11 protein-coding genes are annotated in these 17522 nt (G+C 61.1%); 5 read left to right on the forward strand and 6 right to left on the reverse strand.

Translation table 11 applies throughout. The annotated features are described in order from the left end of the window. The first annotated feature begins 41 nt into the window (after window positions 1–41). The gene (locus tag FYJ85_RS08430; RefSeq protein ID WP_154417855.1) at window positions 42–4145 is read left to right on the forward strand and encodes a glycoside hydrolase family 2 protein; all 4104 of its coding nucleotides are present in this window, start codon (window positions 42–44) and stop codon (window positions 4143–4145) included. An 89-nt stretch (window positions 4146–4234) separates the two neighbouring features. Then, a complete protein-coding gene (locus FYJ85_RS24010; protein WP_154417857.1) occupies window positions 4235–4993 on the forward strand; it encodes a prepilin-type N-terminal cleavage/methylation domain-containing protein in 759 nt (252 codons plus the stop codon). A gap of 82 nt (window positions 4994–5075) precedes the next feature. Here FYJ85_RS24010 and FYJ85_RS08440 read toward each other — a convergent pair whose 3' ends face one another. Then, entirely contained in the window at window positions 5076–6407 is a 1332-nt protein-coding gene (locus tag FYJ85_RS08440; RefSeq protein WP_154417859.1) for a malic enzyme-like NAD(P)-binding protein, read from the reverse strand. A 17-nt stretch (window positions 6408–6424) separates the two neighbouring features. Then, a complete protein-coding gene (hisF, locus tag FYJ85_RS08445; protein WP_106053616.1) occupies window positions 6425–7198 on the reverse strand; it encodes an imidazole glycerol phosphate synthase subunit HisF in 774 nt (257 codons plus the stop codon). Between the two features lie 173 nt (window positions 7199–7371). Between hisF and FYJ85_RS08450 the strand changes: the two genes are divergently transcribed. From FYJ85_RS08450 to FYJ85_RS08460, 3 genes are read left to right on the forward strand one after another with little or no spacing between them, the layout of a single operon-like run. Continuing rightward, window positions 7372–7881 (forward strand): nitroreductase family protein, encoded by a 510-nt coding sequence (locus FYJ85_RS08450; protein WP_154417861.1) that lies wholly within the window; start codon window positions 7372–7374, stop codon window positions 7879–7881. Between the two features lie 9 nt (window positions 7882–7890). Then, entirely contained in the window at window positions 7891–9000 is a 1110-nt protein-coding gene (locus tag FYJ85_RS08455; protein ID WP_154417863.1) for a hypothetical protein, read from the forward strand. Between the two features lie 5 nt (window positions 9001–9005). Continuing rightward, on the forward strand, window positions 9006–9902 hold the full coding sequence (locus FYJ85_RS08460; protein WP_106053613.1) for a D-hexose-6-phosphate mutarotase: 897 nt from the start codon (window positions 9006–9008) through the stop codon (window positions 9900–9902). 83 nt (window positions 9903–9985) lie between these two features. Here the strand turns inward: FYJ85_RS08460 and FYJ85_RS08465 are convergent, their stop codons facing one another. From FYJ85_RS08465 to FYJ85_RS08480, 4 genes are all read right to left on the reverse strand, one after another. Continuing rightward, window positions 9986–10753 carry a type II secretion system protein gene (locus FYJ85_RS08465; protein WP_154417865.1) on the reverse strand — a complete coding sequence of 256 codons (768 nt, stop codon included), beginning with the start codon at window positions 10751–10753 and terminating at the stop codon, window positions 9986–9988. 107 nt (window positions 10754–10860) lie between these two features. Continuing rightward, window positions 10861–13326, reverse strand: a complete 2466-nt coding sequence (locus tag FYJ85_RS08470; RefSeq protein ID WP_154417867.1) for a LamG-like jellyroll fold domain-containing protein — start codon at window positions 13324–13326, stop codon at window positions 10861–10863. Between the two features lie 34 nt (window positions 13327–13360). Beyond that, complete coding sequence (locus tag FYJ85_RS08475) at window positions 13361–14059, reverse strand: type II secretion system protein (RefSeq protein WP_154417869.1); 699 nt, start codon at window positions 14057–14059, stop codon at window positions 13361–13363. Between the two features lie 22 nt (window positions 14060–14081). Further along, window positions 14082–17513, reverse strand: a complete 3432-nt coding sequence (locus FYJ85_RS08480) for a beta-galactosidase (RefSeq protein ID WP_154417871.1) — start codon at window positions 17511–17513, stop codon at window positions 14082–14084. Window positions 17514–17522 lie beyond the last annotated feature (9 nt).

Here is a 17522-nt window from a genome sequence, read left to right on the forward strand (position 1 = left end):
AATACTGCATCGGATGAAAAGAGTGCATAAGGAGCTGTTGAATGCGAAAACGAATTTTTCTCTTGGTTCTTCTGCCTTTCCTGGCTGTGGCGGAGACCTGGCTGCCGCCGGAGCGCCCGCTGCCGGATTTGACGGATCTTGCGAAACGGAATGAGATCGTCGCGGAGTCTCCGGCGCTCGGCAGCTTCAAGCCGGACGGATTTGCGTCGTCGCTTTCGCTGGACGGAACCTGGAAGCTGACTCCCCTCGAAAGTTCCGAAAAACCGTTCGGGCCGCTGAACGGGAGCGAACGGGAATTCGCCCGGCCTGATTTCGACGACTCCGGCTGGCATGATATCCGGGTTCCGCTGAACTGGTATCTTCATCCGGAGAACAGATACGGCAAGATTTTCCGCCACGGTGAAGTGCTCGACCCGCTCTCTACCGGCGGCGGCCTTGTCAGGGGCGTGGTAAATTCCTATGTCAAGGGCTGGTACCGCCGTGAATTCCGGCTCGACACGGTTCCGGCCGGGAAACGGGCAATCCTCTGCTTCGAACGGATCGGTTATCAGGCCGAGCTGTTCGTGAACGGGAAACCGGCTCCGGTCGAACATCAGGGCGATTTTGTCGGCTTCGAAGTCGATGTGACGGAGCTGCTCAAGCCGGGCCGGAATGTGCTGGCATTGCGGGTTCGCTCCGATATCCGGCCCATCAGCGGACGGTTTCCGCACACCTACGGAGCGATGTGGAGTCTGGACTCCTACAAAGGAGGAATCTGGGGGCATGTGAAGCTTGACTGGGTTGCCGAGCCGCGTGTCGCGTCAGTCAGATTGGTCGCGCCGGCTTCCGGAAAGCTCGAGGTTCACGCCGAAGTTGTGTTTTCCGGGAAAGAGCCGCTTGAAGTGACGCCCGGAGTCAGCGTCGTCCGGGCGAGGAAGGGGGCGGAGCCCCGCGGCCGCGAATACGATCCCGTCCTGCTCCGGCCCGGGCTGAACAGGCTGAAGTTCACTTTCGACCAGCCCCGGCCGGAGCTGTGGTCTGTTCAGCAGCCGAATCTCTATTTCGCCACCCTGTTTTTCCGGAACGGCGACCGGATTCTCTCCGCCGACACGACCCGGTTCGGTTTCCGCGACTTTGAAATACGCGGCACGAAATTCTATCTGAACGGGCAGGAGACCTTCCTTTTCTTTGAAAGCGCCCATTCGGTCCATTTCGGCGGTTATCCGTCTCCGGACGGACACGCCGTCCGCCCGGCCGAACGCATTGCCGGTTACAGGAGATTGGGCTACAATATGATCCGCACCGCGCACATGCCGGTTCCGCAGGAGGTCCTCGACCTGGCCGATGAGCTCGGCATGATGATTTACGACGAATGGAGCATGTGCTTCGTCACCGGCATCGACAAAGCCGTATTCGAGAAGAACAACTTGAAGGAACTGGCCGGATTCGTCGCGGCCGATCACAATCATCCCTCGGTCGTCATGTGGTCGCTCGGCAATGAGGTCTCCCACAAGCTCGACCCGGAGCTGCCCGGGCAGCTCGACAAACAGTATGACCTGGTCCGGGAACTCGATCTTCAGAAGCGGCCGATCTGTTCGTTCGCAGGTCTCGGCGATACCGAGTTATACGGCAGCGCGAAGCTGAAGACGGACGTGATCGACATCCACTGCTACATCGGCATGACCGACTCCTGGACGCTGGCGAGGCAGGTCGGCGATCTCTATTACCGGCAGCTGGCCGGAATTTACGGCGACGGAAAAACTTTCGAAAAGCCCTACATCATCTCCGAGTGCGTCGGCGGCGGCTGGGGATATGCGCCTGACCCCGGCTACCGCTCGAACGTTCCCGGTTATCTCGAGCAAATGAGGCGTCCGTTTCACTGGGGGCAGCCCGGTTCGGCCGGTTATTCCGGCGCGATCGGCGTGGCGGCCGCCGCCGATCCGGAACGGGGGTTCCGCTATTTCCAGAACCGTATGGGACGGCGGATTCTCGAACAGTTCCGGCTTGACCCGCGCTACGCCGGTTACGCCCCGTGGTTTGCCGACCATTCCATGCGGAGCGCCCCGGTCTGGAATCAGGAGCACTATCCCGGTCTGCGGCTGCCCGGTTCCTTTGCGCCGCGCCAGCTGTTGGCCGGAACCGAACTTGAATTGGAGTGCTTCCTTCTCAATGCCGGGCCGGAGCTGGCCGATCCGGAGCTGCGGGTCTCGCTTGAGATCAGCGGAACGGAGACCGAGCTCGGAAAGGTGAAGTTTCCCGTCTCCTCCACCGGCAGCCGCCTTTTCCGGAACTTGCGCGTGACGGTTCCGATGCTCTCACCCGGCGCCGGAGAGCTCAAGCTTACGCTCTTCGACGGCGGCCGCGAGGCGGGGCGCAACAGTTATGACGTGACGCTTCACGCGAAACCGGAGCCGGTCGAAGACCCGCTCCCGGTCGCACTCCTCTCCGGCGATCCGGCGCTGAAAACGCTTCTGAAGGAGCTGCGGATCGAGGCGGTCGAAGTCACCTCGCCCGAACAGCTGGCGGGATTCCGCCGGGCGGCGGTGGCCGGACGTCACACCCTTTCGCGCGATTTCCAGCGGTCGCTGCGCAACTGGGTGGAAGAGGGCGGTTTTCTGCTGGCGCTGGAATGCGAATCGGGATTTATTCCCGGTTTTTCCGAGTACCGTTCGCTGGCGGTCGGCGCGCCGCTGGTGGAGCTCGTCGCCGCAGGCCATCCGCTCTTCGACGGCATGTCGCAGGATGATTTCGACACGTGGGCGGAAAAAGGCAGCGGCTATGTCGCGGAAACCGCGTTCGAGCCGCTGGACGAAACCCTGCTGGCCGCCGCCGGCATTTTCACTCACAACCGGAGGAACGGCGCGGTACTCGTCGAAGCCGGATTCGGCAAGGGGCGTTTGCTGATATCGGCTTTCAACGCCCGCCGGATCGCGGGGCGCAACGGCGCGGCGGCGAAGTGGCTCGGGAATCTGCTGCACTATTTCGCCTCCGCCGCCGTGAAGCCGGCGCAGCCGGAGCAACTGGTTCCGCTGGAACGGCCCACCGAGTTCAGTGCCGACATGGCGCAGGCGAAATTCGTGGACTTGCGCACCGCCGCCAATCGCGCTTTCCGGGACGATGAGGCCGGGGACGGCAGAGGCGGCTGGACCGATCAGGGCGAAAACGATTTCCGCAATATGCCCGCCGGCAAACAGCGCGATGCCGGAGTTGATTTCGAACTGATCGACCCGGCGGAGAACAGCGGATTCGGCTGCGTCATGCTGCGGGGGCGCGGGTTCCCGGACGGACCGGCGGCGCGGAGGATCGCGGTCCATGCCAGGGCGCAGACGCTCTATTTTCTGCATACCGCCGCCTATGTTTCCGGCAGCGCGCCGGTGGCGCATTACCTGATCCGTTATGCGGACAGGACGACGGCGAAGTTTCCGCTGGTCCCCGGGCGGAATATTGCCGACTGGTGGACGCCGTCGCTGCCGGAGGAGGCCTTCCCGGCTTTTTCCCGCCCGAACGGAGCGACCGGCCGAGTATCGTTCTTCATTGCGGCGTGGGAGAATCCGGCCCCGGAAAAGGAGATCGAATCGATCGATTTCGTCTCCGCCGGAACGGATGCCGTCGCGGTGCTGGCGGCGCTCACGCTGCTTCCTCCCGCCGAATCGACGAACCTGATTCCGTTCTCCAATGGAAAGCAGCAGTGGGTCTGCGGCTGCGACGGTCCCGGCCAAAAGGCGGTTGCCCGCGCCGTCAGGCTCGAAACACCGGTCGGACAAGCCGCGATGCGAGTCGATTTCCCGGCCGCGGAAAACGGCGGCTGCCCGTTCGCAATCGCTCCGGCGTATCTGGGGGGCATGAAAGGAAGGAGGCCGACGCATTTGAGCCTCCTCTTCCGCAGCCGTTCCGAAGGCGTTGTTGATGTGCAGCTGCCGGAAAAGGAGTGGCGCGGCTGGTTGTCGGCGCCGCTGGATCTCGGCCTTTCACGCGGAGAGTGGGTGCGGGTGCGGCTCGATCTCGCAAAGGATTTCCGGCTCTCCGGGCAGGCGTTCTCCCCGGCCGGGCCGCGCAGCGAAATCGGTTTCTTCAACGGCAAGGAACGGCGGTCCGGTTATCCGCGCGGCCCGGTTTCCTTTGAGGTCGCGGATATCCGGTACGAATTCGGGAACTCCCGGGAATAGCCCGGATGGATCAATTTCTTCGGGCGTCTCCTGATTCGCATACCGGCGGCGCCCCGGTTCATCAATCTTCAAAAAAAGGAAAGCAGAACATGGAAAGACACTTTTCCGAAACAGCGTCGGCGAAACGGCGTCTCCCGGCGGAATATCGGCACTTCACCCTGATTGAATTGTTGATTGTAATTGCGATCATCGCGATTCTCGCCGCGATGCTGCTGCCCGCTCTGAACCGGGCCAGAGACCGGGCGCACTCGACCAAGTGCGTCGCCAATCTGAAAACCTATACGATGTCCGGCCTCACTTACGCGAACGACAGCAACGACTATCTCGTGCCTGCCGACCCGACCAACGTAACCGTCTGCATCTGGTATCGCAACGCAGCCTTCCGGCGGCTTCTCGGCGACTGCCCGGGGCCTCTCTGGTTCGGCGCCACGCAGGTGGACAGCTCCAATGACCGGGCGGGCAATCCGGGGCTGCTCTGCCCGGCGCTTGCGGCAAACGCCGCCGGCAGGCAGGGGCCGTATTACAGCAACTCCTACGGGATGACCCACGAGGAAATTCCGGTTTCCGGCTGGAACTATCAGGGACTGCCGGGCGTGGCCGCTTACAAGCTGAGCCGCATCATCGGCCCCTCGCAGCGGCTGATGTTCATCGATTCGGCCGATCCGACGACCGACAAGCGGTGGTCTACCCTGAATTACTGGACGCTCAACCGCCGGAACGTCGCCTACCGGCACGGCAATTTCACGAATGTCGGTTTGATGGACGGCCATGTGGAAAGCCGCGGCTGGCAGGATGTCGCCGTCGATCATCTCTGGTTCGGCTTCTATACCGCCAACCTTGCGGACTGATCCGCTTTCCGGAACGGGAAAAATGCGGGAGCGGAGAAGGCGCTGCTTCTCCGCTCCCGCTGCGGTTTCGGGCTGTATGCGGTTATTTCCCGAGGCGTTCGGCGACGCTTTTCTCGTATGCGTCGAGGTCGCCGATGTCGAGCTGCGCCACGCCGGATTTCATCGCGGCTTCGGCCACGCGGCGCGCCACGCGGGGCACGACGCGCGGATCGAACGGTTTCGGAATCACGCAGTTCACGTTGACGCCGCCCTTCGAATCGAACATTCCCGCCGCCGCATCCGCCGGATACGCTTCGGCCAGGACCTTCTTCACGCCGGCCGGAACCGGTTCGGCGGCCAGCTCGGCCAGCGCCTGCGAGGCGGCGAGCTTCATCGCTTCGTTGATATCCTTCGCGCGCACATCGAGCGCGCCGCGGAAAATGCCGGGGAAGCCGAGCACGTTGTTGATCTGGTTCGGGAAGTCGCTGCGGCCGGTGCCGACCACTGCTGCGCCCGCCGCGAGCGCCACGTCCGGGAAAATCTCCGGGACCGGGTTCGCCATCGCAAAGATGACCGGCCCCGGCGCCATCGTTTTCACCATTTCGGCGGTTACGCAGTTCGGAGCGGAAAAACCGAGGAAGATATCGGCGCCTTTGATCGCATCGGCCAGCGTCCGCGCCTCGGTCTCGACTGCGAATTCCGCCTTCTCCGGCGTCAGGTCCGTGCGCCCTTTGCGGATGACTCCTTTCGAGTCGCAGAGAATGAAATTCTCTCTCTTCGCCCCGGCCGTGATGTAGAAGCGCGAGCAGGAGATTCCGGCCGCGCCCGCGCCGTTCACCACGAAACGGCACTCTTCGATCTTTTTGCCGGTGACCTTCAGCGCATTGATGATCGCGGCCAGCGAAATGATCGCCGTGCCGTGCTGGTCGTCATGGAAGACCGGGATATTCATGCGCTTCTTCAAGGTCTGCTCGATTTCGAAACAGGCCGGCGCGCCGATGTCCTCGAGGTTGATGCCGCCGAAGGTCGGCTCGAGCCGCTCGACCGTTTCGATGATCTTCGCCGCGTCGGAGCGGCCCTTTTCATTGAACACCCTGCCGAGGCAGATCGGAACCGAATCGATGTCCGCAAAGCGTTTGAACAGCACGGCCTTCCCCTCCATGACCGGCAGCCCGGCCTCGGGGCCGATGTTGCCGAGCCCGAGCACGGCGGTACCGTCGCTGACTACGGCGACGAGATTTCCGCGCGAAGTGTACTCCCAGACGGTTTCCGGCTTCTCCCTGATTTCAAGACACGGCTGCGCGACGCCCGGCGTGTAGGCCAGCGCCAGATCCTCGGCGGTTTCGCACGGTTTCGATGCGTTCACGGTGATTTTGCCCGGCTTGCCGTCCTTGTGGTAAGCCAGCGCCTTCGCTCTCAACTCTTCTTTGTTCATATCAATTCTCCCCGCATTCAGAAAGTGGATGGTTCCCGGACCGGAATGCCGCGCTCCTTCAGGAACCGCTTGGCTTCCGGAATCGTATAAGTTCCGAAATGAAAAATACTTGCCGCCAGGACCGCATCGGCGTGCCCGGCATCGAGCACCTCCGCCAGATGGTCGAGCGTCCCGGCGCCGCCGGAGGCGATGACCGGCACGGAGACCGCATCGGAAACCCGCCTCGTCAGCTCGCAGTCGTACCCGGCGCAGGTTCCGTCTGCATCCATGCTGGTCAGCAGGATTTCGCCGGCGCCGAGTTCGACGCCGCGCACGGCCCACTCGACGGCGTCGAGTTCCGTGGCCCGGCGTCCGCCGTGGGTGTAGACGAGCCAGCGCTCTTCTCCGGGAACTTTCCGTGCGTCGACGGCCAGCACGATGCACTGGCTGCCGAACCGTTCCGCTCCCTCGCGGATCAGCTCCGGGCGCTGGATCGCCGCCGTGTTGACCGAAGTCTTGTCGGCCCCGGCCAGCAGCATGCGGCGGATGTCCTCCGCCGTGCGGATGCCGCCGCCGACCGTGAGCGGAATGAACACCTGGCTTGCCGTGCGCCGCACGACGTCGACCATGGTTTCACGCGCGTCGCTGCTCGCGGTGATGTCGAGAAAAACCAGCTCGTCCGCCCCCTGCGCATCGTACTGGCGCGCGATTTCGACCGGGTCGCCGGCGTCGACGAGATCGACGAAATTGACCCCCTTGACCACTCTGCCGCCGGTCACGTCCAGGCAGGGGATGATGCGTTTTGCGAGCATTCGGACCTCTCGTTCACTCTTTCAAGTCGGATTATGGATATTTAAATATAGCACCGGATTCCCCGGTTTGCACGGATTTCCCGGAAATTTCCGGCCGGAAATTTGCTTTCCGGCGGCTTTTCGGTTAAATTGTACAGGATGAGTTTCGTTTTTTTACGGAAGGGGGTAACCATATGGATTTTTACGACGTCATTTCCACGCGGCGCAGCATTCGCCATTATTCGGACCGTCCGGTTCCGGACGCCTCGCTCGACAGGATCGCGCAGGCCGTGCAGCTGGCGCCGACCGCCTGCAACCGGCAGCCGTTCAGGATTCTCGCGGTCCGCAATCCGGAGCTTCGCGCCGCGATCTGCCGGGCCTGCCCGCAGCGTTTTCTGCCGGAGGCTCCGGTCATTCTCGTTGCTCTCGGCGATATGAAAAACGCATGGCGGCGGGTCGGGGACGACCACTCCATCGTCGAAATCGACCTCGGCATCGTGTTTGAACACGCGGTTCTCGCGGCGACGGCCGAGGGGCTGTCGACCTGCTGGGTCTGCGCCTACGACCGGAAACGCATGGACGAGGCTCTGAAACTCGGGGAACCGTGGAGCGCGCTCGCCGTCTCTCCGCTCGGTTACGCCTCCGAACCGGCCGCGCCGATCGAGCACAAGCCGGTGCCGGAACTGTTTGAAATCATCGACTGAAAGAATCATATGCCTGTTGAAATGAAAACCATCGCCGGGCCCGGTTTCACCGGGACGGTATACGCCGAAGGCGGCGCCGTCTTCGAACTGGCTGCCGGAGGCCGCCCGCTGCTTCGTCTCGGCCGCACGCGCTGCGGCGGTTTCGCCGAAGACGGCGCGCTGCTCAAAAAGCTCCGCTTTCACGCTTCGCTCGATTCGCTTTCGGCGTCGATCGATACGGCGTCGGTCATTCCGTTCGGTTGCGAATACCTGGTTTCGCGCGAACTTGAAATGGTTGCGGGGCTTGCGCTCTGGACGGTCGACGTCAGCGCCGTTGCACGCGGGATCGTCAGCGCCGTCGAGCTTGAGCCGGTCACCTTTCCGGGGCCGTGGCGGACGCTCGAATATCTGATCTACGGTGAAAAGGAGTTCCGCCGGGTCGAGCCCGGCGAAACGGAGACGGAGTTTTACCGCGGACGCGAGCTGGTCATGTCCGTCCGGCTGACCGCCGCGGACGGCGCCCGGGTCGAATTCAATGCAGGCGGCGATCTCTGGCGTCATCGCGCGGCGATGCACCTGCCGGAGGCGGTGGGCGAGTATGCCCTTTCCGGCGGCGCGGACCGGATCGTGCTGACCCGCAAGGTGTTCGCCTTCGGGGCGGACGCGGTCATCGAAAAACGGCCGTGGCGGTTCCGGAACAGCTTTGCATGGTCTCTCCCCGGCGATACGTTCGCCGCGCCCGGCGACGAGGCGGTGCTCGATTTTGCCGATGTTGCTCTGCCGGAGTCGGGACGCAGGGTCCGCTGCGGCGGGGAGGCGGAATCGCGCCCCTGCCTGACCAGTCCGGCCGCGCGCCGCATTTTCCGGGATTTCGTCCGGCGTTCTGCGGCGGACCTGCGCATCGGGGGGCTGGCGCCCGGCTGCTGCTGCGCCGCCGCCCATCTCGAACGCCCCGGAAAAAAGGAGCTTGAGCATCTCGATCTCGACGACTGCATCAGTTTTTATCTGTGGGGAAACCGGCAGCTTGCCAAAAACGGTCATCATCTGCGGATCACGCCGGCGGCGGAAGGGCCGTTCGCCGGTTCCGTGAGCGCGGCCAATCTGGGTGAGTACCCGCGCCTTCCGCTTGAGGAGCAATAAGGAAAATGAATCTCGAAGAATTGCAGAAAACATTCGGCGCCGACACCGTGACATTCAGGAAAGGGCCGGGCGAATTCACCACCGTCATCATCGACAACGGCGCGGCCGAGGCGGAGATCTGCCTGCATGGCGCGCATCTCATGAAGTTCGTTCCGGCCGGCGCGGTTCCGGTGCTCTGGATGAGCAAATCGAGCTGGTTCGAACCGAACCGGCCGATCCGCGGCGGCGTACCGATCTGCTGGCCGTACTTCGGTGCGGCGGCGGACCCGGCGCTGCCGGCCCACGGCTTCGCCCGGCTTTCGGAGTGGAACCTCGCGGAAATCGATTCCTCTGAGAAAGGGATGACCCGCGTGGCGCTGACGCTTTCTCCTGCCGATGTGACCGCTGTGCCGGTGCCGTTCCCGTTCGAACTCCGGATGGAGTTCGTGATCGGCAAGGTGCTCCAGATGACGCTGACCATGAAGAACTGCTCCGACTCCGAGCAGATCATCACCGACGCGCTTCACACCTATTTCAACGTCAAGTCGGCCGGGGCGATCACGATTTCCGGCCTCGACGGGGTCAGCTATGAGGACCGCGTGGTCGGCGCGAAGGTTTTCGGCGGCGTTCAGGACGGCGACATCCGGATCGACCGCGAAGTCGACCGGGTCTATCTCGATACGGCCGATGCGGTCGAAATCCATGACCCCGGTTATGACCGGACGATTCTCGTCGAAAAATTCGGCAGCGAATCGACGGTCGTCTGGAATCCGTGGATCCGCAAGTCTCAGGCCATGCCGGATTTCGGCGACGACGAGTATCACACGATGGTCTGCATCGAGGCGGTCAACGCCGCGAAGGACCGCCGGATTCTCGCCCCGGGCGCAACTCACGTCATCAGCCAGAAAATCACGCTGAAGTGAGCTGAATCGGGGGGAACCGGGATCCGGTTCCCCCGGGCTGATTCTTCCGCTGTATCCGGGGGAGTGTGTTCAGAGCGCCGGAGTCACTTCAGGTACATCGAATAGTCGACCTCGTCCGGGTGGACATTTCTGGCGCTGCCGGCCAGTGTGACGATGTTCTGCGAAATCCCGTGCCGCAGGTCGTAGACGATATCGGCTTTGCCGACGAGATAATCCCGGTTGCAGATATCCGGAGGCGTCTCCTTCGTGCCGGAATCGGTATCCCGGGTGTGCCCCATGTCCGCCAGAAAAATGATCCGGGAAGGCTGGATTGCCGGGCACGCCGAATTCGACTTCACATACCGCCGCGTATCCTGGTTCGCCGGTTCCGACGCCGGCTTCTGCGGCGAAAGCTTGAACCATTCGGCGAGGCAGCCGAAACGGTTCACCGAATAACCGAGCGTATCGGTGCCGTAGTCCGCAATGCCGGGGCAGCGCAGCACCTTCGTGCGGGCGATGCCGTTGCGGTAGTCGTTCCAGCTTGTCACCTCACCGGTCCAGCCGAGGTAATGGCGCAGCTTCTGGTGCCAGATGTTCTGTTTGAACTGGACGCCTGATTCGGCGGCCGATCCGATGGTATAATAACCGTAATCGTTTTCGTACATCGTTTCGGCCGTGAAAAGCTGCTTCAGGTTGTTCACGCAGGCGATGGATTTCGCCCGCGTCCGCGCCTGGTTCAGCGCAGGCAGCAGCATTGAGGCCAGAATCGCGATTATGGCGATAACGACCAGCAGTTCGATCAGGGTGAAGTGCCGATATTCCGCCGGGAGACGCCGTTTCACCGACGCTGTTTCGAAAAAGTGTTTTTCCATGTTTTGCTTTTCTTTTTGTTGAAGATTGATGAGCTGGAGCGCCGATTAATCCATTCGGGCTATTCCCGGGAGTTCCGGCAACATCGTTTCCGCCTTTGGGTACAGAATTATTTTTTCCGTTGCTCGGGGAATACATCGGTTCGCAGGATCGTGAAATTTTTGTTGTCTTTGAAGGAGATGGCATCATTTGAGATGGAGTCTCCTACCGCAATGACGCCGTTTTTTTTCGGAGTTTTGGAGTTCTGATAACTATTCCCTTCGAAGCGGGCGGATTCAATGCCGCAGACAAACGTCACGGCATTTTCATTCCAGTTGCGTTCCGTGAGCTGCCACGGCTTCACCTGTGGCTGCAGAGAGAGATCACGCAGAATATTGTTTTTCACGACAAGGTTTCTCACCGAAGTGAAAATCATGGCCGAATTGTTGGATTTGTCGATCAGATTGTCGGAGATTTCGATATCGGAATGAACCGGGTAAGGTACTGGTGCTCCTTGGCTGGAGAGATCTTTCACATTGGGCAGCGGCCCTTCAGCGGTGACGGCGATGACGGCAGGAATTTTACGCATTCCATTTCTTCCGCAGTTGATGAAACGGTTTTTGCGAACCACAACGTGATTGCCCGGAGCCGCCTCGTACCACGGTGCGATGCAGGTATTGAGCTGAAACCCGGCAGCATCGATGAACTCGCAGTTCTCCACAATCGCATTGCCGCACTGCAGGACGACGCGGCCTTCGCTGTGAAATTTACTGTTGGCGATCACGATCTGTTCCGGTTGACGGGCTGCCATGATCAGGTCGTTTTTCCAGTCCAGTTCCGCAGGAAGCGATTCAGTGAATTCCACCTCGCAATGACGCTGAGACCCCACCGCTTTTATGCGGGCGACCGTCCGTCTGGCATAGACTGAAAAATCATTGTGCAGAAAGAGCAGCGTATCGCCCGGTTTATCCTGCGGCATCTCTCCGGAGTTGAATTTCGGGTTGTGCATGAGGATGCTGTTTCCCCCGGTCACCTTCTTGACACCGTAGTAGTTGCTGAAAATATTGATGGAATCGTCCTTGGCCCCTTTGATATAGCAGTCGGTGATTGAAATTTTTCCGTAACAGCCGAGCAGATTGATCGCGTCACTGGAGGTCGAGAGCGGCCACGCGGCATAGGGGGCCGGACGGATCTGTATTTTATTCAGCGTAATCCCGTCGAGATACTGGCCGACGATTCCCATACCCTTGCCGGCGTAAATATTGATGTTCTCAAGTTTGTGCCCGACGGAATCATGAAGGCGGAACAATGATCCGGTATAGATGTGATGCCGCAACATGAGCTGCATTCCCTCCTTGAGCGGATGCATGGCATCTGACGCATATATCCGCATGACATTAGGTTGGACGAGCTGTGTCTTCGATACCCGGTGACAGACGAAAAGTCCTCCGTTAACATTCAGAAAATCTTTTCCCTCCACCTCTGCCCACGAAGGAACCGGTTCTCCGCCGCGCGGGCGGTAAACGGGGTTGAAGGCGACATCAAAAATATACTTGTCTGGCGAGATATAAGTGACTTTGCCGCAGGTGAAATGCGGTTCCTTGTAGTCAAGAGTCATGTTTTTAAACGTGACGTTGCGGCAATTCTTCGACCAGGCAAAACACTGGGTCCCATGCAGCATCATCGTTGCGCCGCCGCCGTCGATTTCCAGATCGGACACCTTCTCCAGCCAGAGCACCCAGTGCGGCGGAGTCCAGAGAGAACCGGCAGCCTCTTCGAAATCAAAGATTCCCGGTCCGAAATACAGGCGGCGTGCTTTATTCTCCAACGCAAACGCCAGTGCTTTCCGGACAGCCGCGGTATCATCGACACCGTCCCCCGGAACCGCACCGAAATCGATCACCGAGACCGTTCCGTCGGCAGATCCGGTGGCGGGGGGCGGTACCTCGTTCAGCTTCTTCCACTCCTCACCGGTGGGAATTCCGTCATACACCCGCAGAAAGTTCAATGTCCCTTTCAGCGGGAAGGACCATTTCCCGTAGGGATTGGCATTACCGAAGATCACCTCGGTGTCATACGGAAATGGGGGAGTTCCGAGCCGTGCGTCTCCTTCGAGTTTGCCGTTGATGTAGAGTTTTAACTGGTTCTGATTATTGGCCCGGTCAAACACGGAAACGATGTTGTAAAACTTCCCCGGAACAAGTTTCTGCTGTGAGCGGACGATGATTCTCTCCTTTTTGTCCTGCCCCCAGATCTCCAACGTGACCCGTCCCTGATTGTCGCAGCCGAGCGTATGGTTGAAACCGCGCCGTACGGCGAACGTATACTGCTTTTCCGGCAGTCCGGTCAGCTTCACCTGCAGCGCAATCGTAAGAGATTCGGCGATCTTCGGAGTTCCCAGATGCAGGAAAGAGTCCTGGCCGTTGAATTGAGCCCCCTCTTTTGTAATCGTCAGAGCACCTTTCTTTGAAAGGCGGCATTTCCCATAGTCATCCGGCCTGGTGGAATTCCAGTCGAGTAATTTTTCCGCACCGGAGAGTGAGAGCGACAAACTCAACATCAGAAGAGAAACCATTTTTCTGTTGGGAATACGCATTGCAAAAGACTCCTTTATTTCAGTTCACAGAGAATCAGTAACCGGTATAATTTGAAATATGACCGAACAAGTTGGATTGGTCATTTGTCATTTCCGCGTAGGTGAAGGAATCAACATGCCCATCAAGGAAACCGCAGTTCGACTGGTCCCGGTGGCGGGGTAGAAGATTGTAATTGTTGTCGTTCGGAACCGTCCAGCGGGTATACCAGCACCAGCAGACAAATACCCGGGCCGGAACGATTGTACCGTTTGCTTTCAGGCAACTGGCGTCTCCGATCAGTACGGATTCGGAAGGACGTTTGATTTTGGATATCTTTACTGAAAAACCGTATCCCACTAACCGATGATTGTCCCCCTGCCCGTGAATGCCGATTCCGGATCCGGTGGAATAGTCCAAAGTGGAGGGACAGATCTGTACTCCGGTTGCCGGGTAACCGCTGTTTTCATCAAACCATTTCGGTGGAGGCAGATAGCCTTCCGACAGGAGATTCTCCCACCACTTCTTATTGACTCTTGCGGACCAGCTCGGGCCGAGATTGAGCGGCGTCAGATGTCCTTGATTGTCAGAGGTATATTGGAGCTGTGCACCCATCAGCTGCTTCTGATTGTTCACACACTGAATCTGTTTGGTTTTGGAACGTACATTATTCAATGCAGGCAGCAGCATTGAGGCCAGAATCGCGATGATGGCGATAACGACCAGCAGTTCGATCAGGGTGAACGTTTTCTTCATGACGCTTTCCTTCCGTTTGCGGTTATTTCAGAATGAACGGGTAAAGTTCGGGGTTCTTCGCCTCGCCGATGCCGGGGGCGATCTGCATCCAGCCGTCGCGTCCTTCGCCGTCGTTGTCGTTGACGAGAAGATTGAACTGAATGCCGCGTTTCAGCTGTTCCGGCGCGGCGCCGATTCCGGCGAGCGGGATTGCAATCTCATAAATTGTCACCCTGCCGCGGGCCGATACGGCGAGTTTCGTCCGGGGCTCCGCGAGGTTGTCCGGCCTGATCCAGCAGTGTGTGCCGGGGGAACCGTCCTCCAGCTCCGCGAAACCGAACTCCCAGTGGCCGTTCTGCCCCGGAACGGCGAGCGCGAGCTGAATGCCGTCTTCCATGAAGCTCGAGGCGGCGCCCGGGGACTTCACATGGACGTCGTCGGTCACTTCGACCCGGAACTTCAGCTCCGTATCGTCGGAAGCGAGGAAAATCCGCACACTCTGGTCCTCCGGCCCGGACCAGACCCGGTGCGCCGTGTACGGATTGTGCTCCATCTGGCTCACGAGATTCGCCCGCGAATCGAGCGTGAACTGCGGTTCGGCCGGATACGCGCCGTCGGCGATCCGGGTCGCCACGTTGACCGGAATCGAAATCGAGGACCAGTCGCCGCCGTTCAGCCGGACCTGCAGCTCCGGGCGGACGATGCCGCCGCGCGTGGCTTCCGAAACCGTGACCGGCAGCACGAGTTCGACCGCTTCTCCGGCGGCGAGGCGGCGTTTTCCCGGCGCGGGAGCGTCGATGTTCTCCGGCAGCTTCCAGCGCAGTTCGGCAACGGCCTCCGCCGGGAGCGGGTTGTGCAGCGTCACCCGGATTCCGGACGGCACTCCGGGGGAGGCGGTCACCCGGGTTCCGGCGAAACTCACCACACTCCGGCCGCACTCGGGTGCACGCGCCGCTCCTTTCAGGAGCAGGTACCCCGGATGCTCCGGCACCGGCACGGTCAGCCGCCCGGCGGAGAGTTTCAGCGGCGTCGCATTGCCGAAGAGATCGACGAACTCGGCTTCGGCGGCGTCGGTCAGCAGGGTCAGCGGTTCCTCGACCGTGCCGCGCCCGCTCTTCCAGAAGACCACGGCCTGCCCGTCGTCGCGCCGGAACCAGTGGGCGGTTGTGCGCGGATTCCGGAGAAGCACTCCGCCGTAACGCGCCTGCCCGAGCAGCAGGTTCAGCGTGTTGAATGCGGCGAATCCCTCCTTCGGATACCAGTCATTTGTGACCAGCCCGTAGTTGTGCTCGCAGTAGCCGGGCAGGAACCCGTCGTCGCGCATGTTGAACCAGAGATAACCGCGCGCGCCGGTCGCCCAGGCGTGGACGATCTTTCGGACCACGTTTTCAGCCTGCTGCAGATAGTTCCCGTTGCTGATGTAGAAACCGGTTTCGGTGAAGAAAATCGGTTTCGGCGAGCGCAGAACCCGGCGCATCCGTGCCAGCGGCCCCTCGAGCACCCGCTCGTATTCGGAGAAATCGCCGTGCTGGTGGTAGCCGTGGAAATCGAAGTCGTCCTGTCCCTCCGCCAGCACCTGTTCCTGAAAGCCCGGTTTCGACCGCGCGCCGACGTAGGCGAAGCCGCCGGTGATGAGTTTCGCCTCCGGGTCCGACTTTTTCAGCGCGCGGCGGACCCGCTTCAGGCATTCGAGGTACTCTTCGGCCGTGCCGCGCCAGAAGTCGAGGTCGGGTTCATTCCAGAATTCGTAAAATTCGATTTCCCCTCTGTAATGCTCCGCGAATTTTTCGACGAAGGCTTCGAGCGCATCCGGGTCCGGGGCGCTCTTGTTCCACTCGTTCCAGTCCTTGGCGTTGGCGACCAGTCCGGGCTTCGCGGCCCAGGCGGGCGTATAGGCGACCATGAAGATCTGCCGCATGCCGTACTTCGCATTCATGGCGAGCAGCTCGTCGAGCAGTTCGAAGCGGAACTCGCCGGGCGCCGGTTCCAGCGATTCCCAGGTGAAGCCGGTGCGCAGGAGCTTCGCGCCGATTGCGGCGGCGGCCTGCGATTCGCGTTCGCATTCGGCGCGGCTCCAGCCCTGCTGGCGCATATTCATGCCGATTTCGAACTCCGGGTTGCGCCCCTCCGTCGGGCCGGCCGGGGTCAGGCAGGCGAAGGCCGGGCGGTTCAGACGCTGTTCCCGGCCGGACGCATTGCGGAGCACAAGGTCACATCGCCAGATGCCGCGCGGCGAGGCGGCGGGCCAGTCGAGCGGCCAGGCCGCTTCTTCTCCCGGAGCGAGTTCGAAGGATCGTTCGAAACAACGTTCCGCGCCGGTCAGCGTGTAAAGCCGGAGGCGGGCGGTAAAAACGTTCTTCTCCGGATAGCGGTTGCGGAAACGGAATTTCAGCGGCTTCTCCGCACCGGGTTTCAGGATATTCAGCGGATTGCCGGTGTCGAGCCGGGCTTCGACGGCGTCGATGTCGCGCAGCGTCTCGCGCTTGAGCCCGTCGCGGAAGAGCAGTTCCGCCGGTTTCCGCGCCGGGAACTGCAGGACGACGAGATTGGCGATGCGGACCGGCAGGTCGAGCCGTCCGTCCTTGTTCTTCCCCCAGCTTCCGGCGATGTCGTGCCGGAGATCCCAGACAACCCGGTTCGCTCCTTTCCGGAGCGGTTTCTGCTTCATCGAAAAATTCTCCCCGGCCGCATCGACGAGTTCGAGTGCGAGATTCACGCCGGAGCCGTCGAGCAGTTCGACGTCGAAGCCGACCGCATCCGGCGAACCGATCTCCTTCAAATCGAACATGACCTCCTTCAACCGGCCGATTACGGCCGGCTTGCCGGGCTCGGGAACCTGCCTGCTGCGGACGCGAAGGCCGTCCGGCTCCGGACCGCATTCGAGTTCGCCGGAGGGCTTCCAGCGGGCCGTGTCGTCGAACTTCACGAAGGAGCGGACGACGCGGCGGCTCCCCTCCGCCGTTTCAGGTTCCGGCGTCCGCAGCAGGACGCGGGCCGCCTCCTTCGCCGGATACTGGTGCAGCTGAAGCGCTTCGAGCCGGACCGGGAAATCGACTTTCCCGTTCTTCTTCTCCCCCCATGACCCGATGGCTTCCGATGCGGTCTTCCAGCCGACGCGGTTGAGGCCGGGCTTCAGCGGGCGCTGCGGATAGGCGAAAAACTCGCCGTCGGCATCCTGCAGGCAGAGTCCGAGCGTGGCGCCGCCGCCCGAAAGCAGTTCCGCCTCGAACGCGATCTGCTCCGGATTTCCGGGCGTCTTCTGCGAGCCGGCCTCCCGCAGCGAGTAGACGACCGGCGGTTTTCCCCACTCCGGCGTCTTCGGCGGAAGGAGTTCCAGACCGTCGAAACCGATGCAGAGCGGCAGCGACGGTTCCGCCTTCCACGACTCGGAAGCGTCGAATTTCCAGTCGAACGGCTCCGCCGCAACGACGGCGGCGGTCAGAAACAATGCGAAACAGGGTGCTTTCCGTATCATGCGGGCTCC

This window comes from Victivallis lenta, from assembly GCF_009695545.1.
Lineage (GTDB): Bacteria > Verrucomicrobiota > Lentisphaeria > Victivallales > Victivallaceae > Victivallis > Victivallis lenta.

What these genes read in the sequence shown, in the direction of transcription:
- FYJ85_RS08440 (WP_154417859.1), bottom strand. Translation starts at nt 6,407, where the DNA reads ATGAACAAAGAAGAGTTGAGAGCGAAGGCGCTGGCTTACCACAAGGAC.
- FYJ85_RS24010 (WP_154417857.1), top strand. Translation starts at nt 4,235, where the DNA reads ATGGAAAGACACTTTTCCGAAACAGCGTCGGCGAAACGGCGTCTCCCG.
- FYJ85_RS08430 (WP_154417855.1), top strand. Translation starts at nt 42, where the DNA reads ATGCGAAAACGAATTTTTCTCTTGGTTCTTCTGCCTTTCCTGGCTGTG.
- FYJ85_RS08475 (WP_154417869.1), bottom strand. Translation starts at nt 14,059, where the DNA reads ATGAAGAAAACGTTCACCCTGATCGAACTGCTGGTCGTTATCGCCATC.
- FYJ85_RS08465 (WP_154417865.1), bottom strand. Translation starts at nt 10,753, where the DNA reads ATGGAAAAACACTTTTTCGAAACAGCGTCGGTGAAACGGCGTCTCCCG.
- hisF (WP_106053616.1), bottom strand. Translation starts at nt 7,198, where the DNA reads ATGCTCGCAAAACGCATCATCCCCTGCCTGGACGTGACCGGCGGCAGA.
- FYJ85_RS08470 (WP_154417867.1), bottom strand. Translation starts at nt 13,326, where the DNA reads ATGCGTATTCCCAACAGAAAAATGGTTTCTCTTCTGATGTTGAGTTTG.
- FYJ85_RS08480 (WP_154417871.1), bottom strand. Translation starts at nt 17,513, where the DNA reads ATGATACGGAAAGCACCCTGTTTCGCATTGTTTCTGACCGCCGCCGTC.
- FYJ85_RS08460 (WP_106053613.1), top strand. Translation starts at nt 9,006, where the DNA reads ATGAATCTCGAAGAATTGCAGAAAACATTCGGCGCCGACACCGTGACA.
- FYJ85_RS08450 (WP_154417861.1), top strand. Translation starts at nt 7,372, where the DNA reads ATGGATTTTTACGACGTCATTTCCACGCGGCGCAGCATTCGCCATTAT.
- FYJ85_RS08455 (WP_154417863.1), top strand. Translation starts at nt 7,891, where the DNA reads ATGCCTGTTGAAATGAAAACCATCGCCGGGCCCGGTTTCACCGGGACG.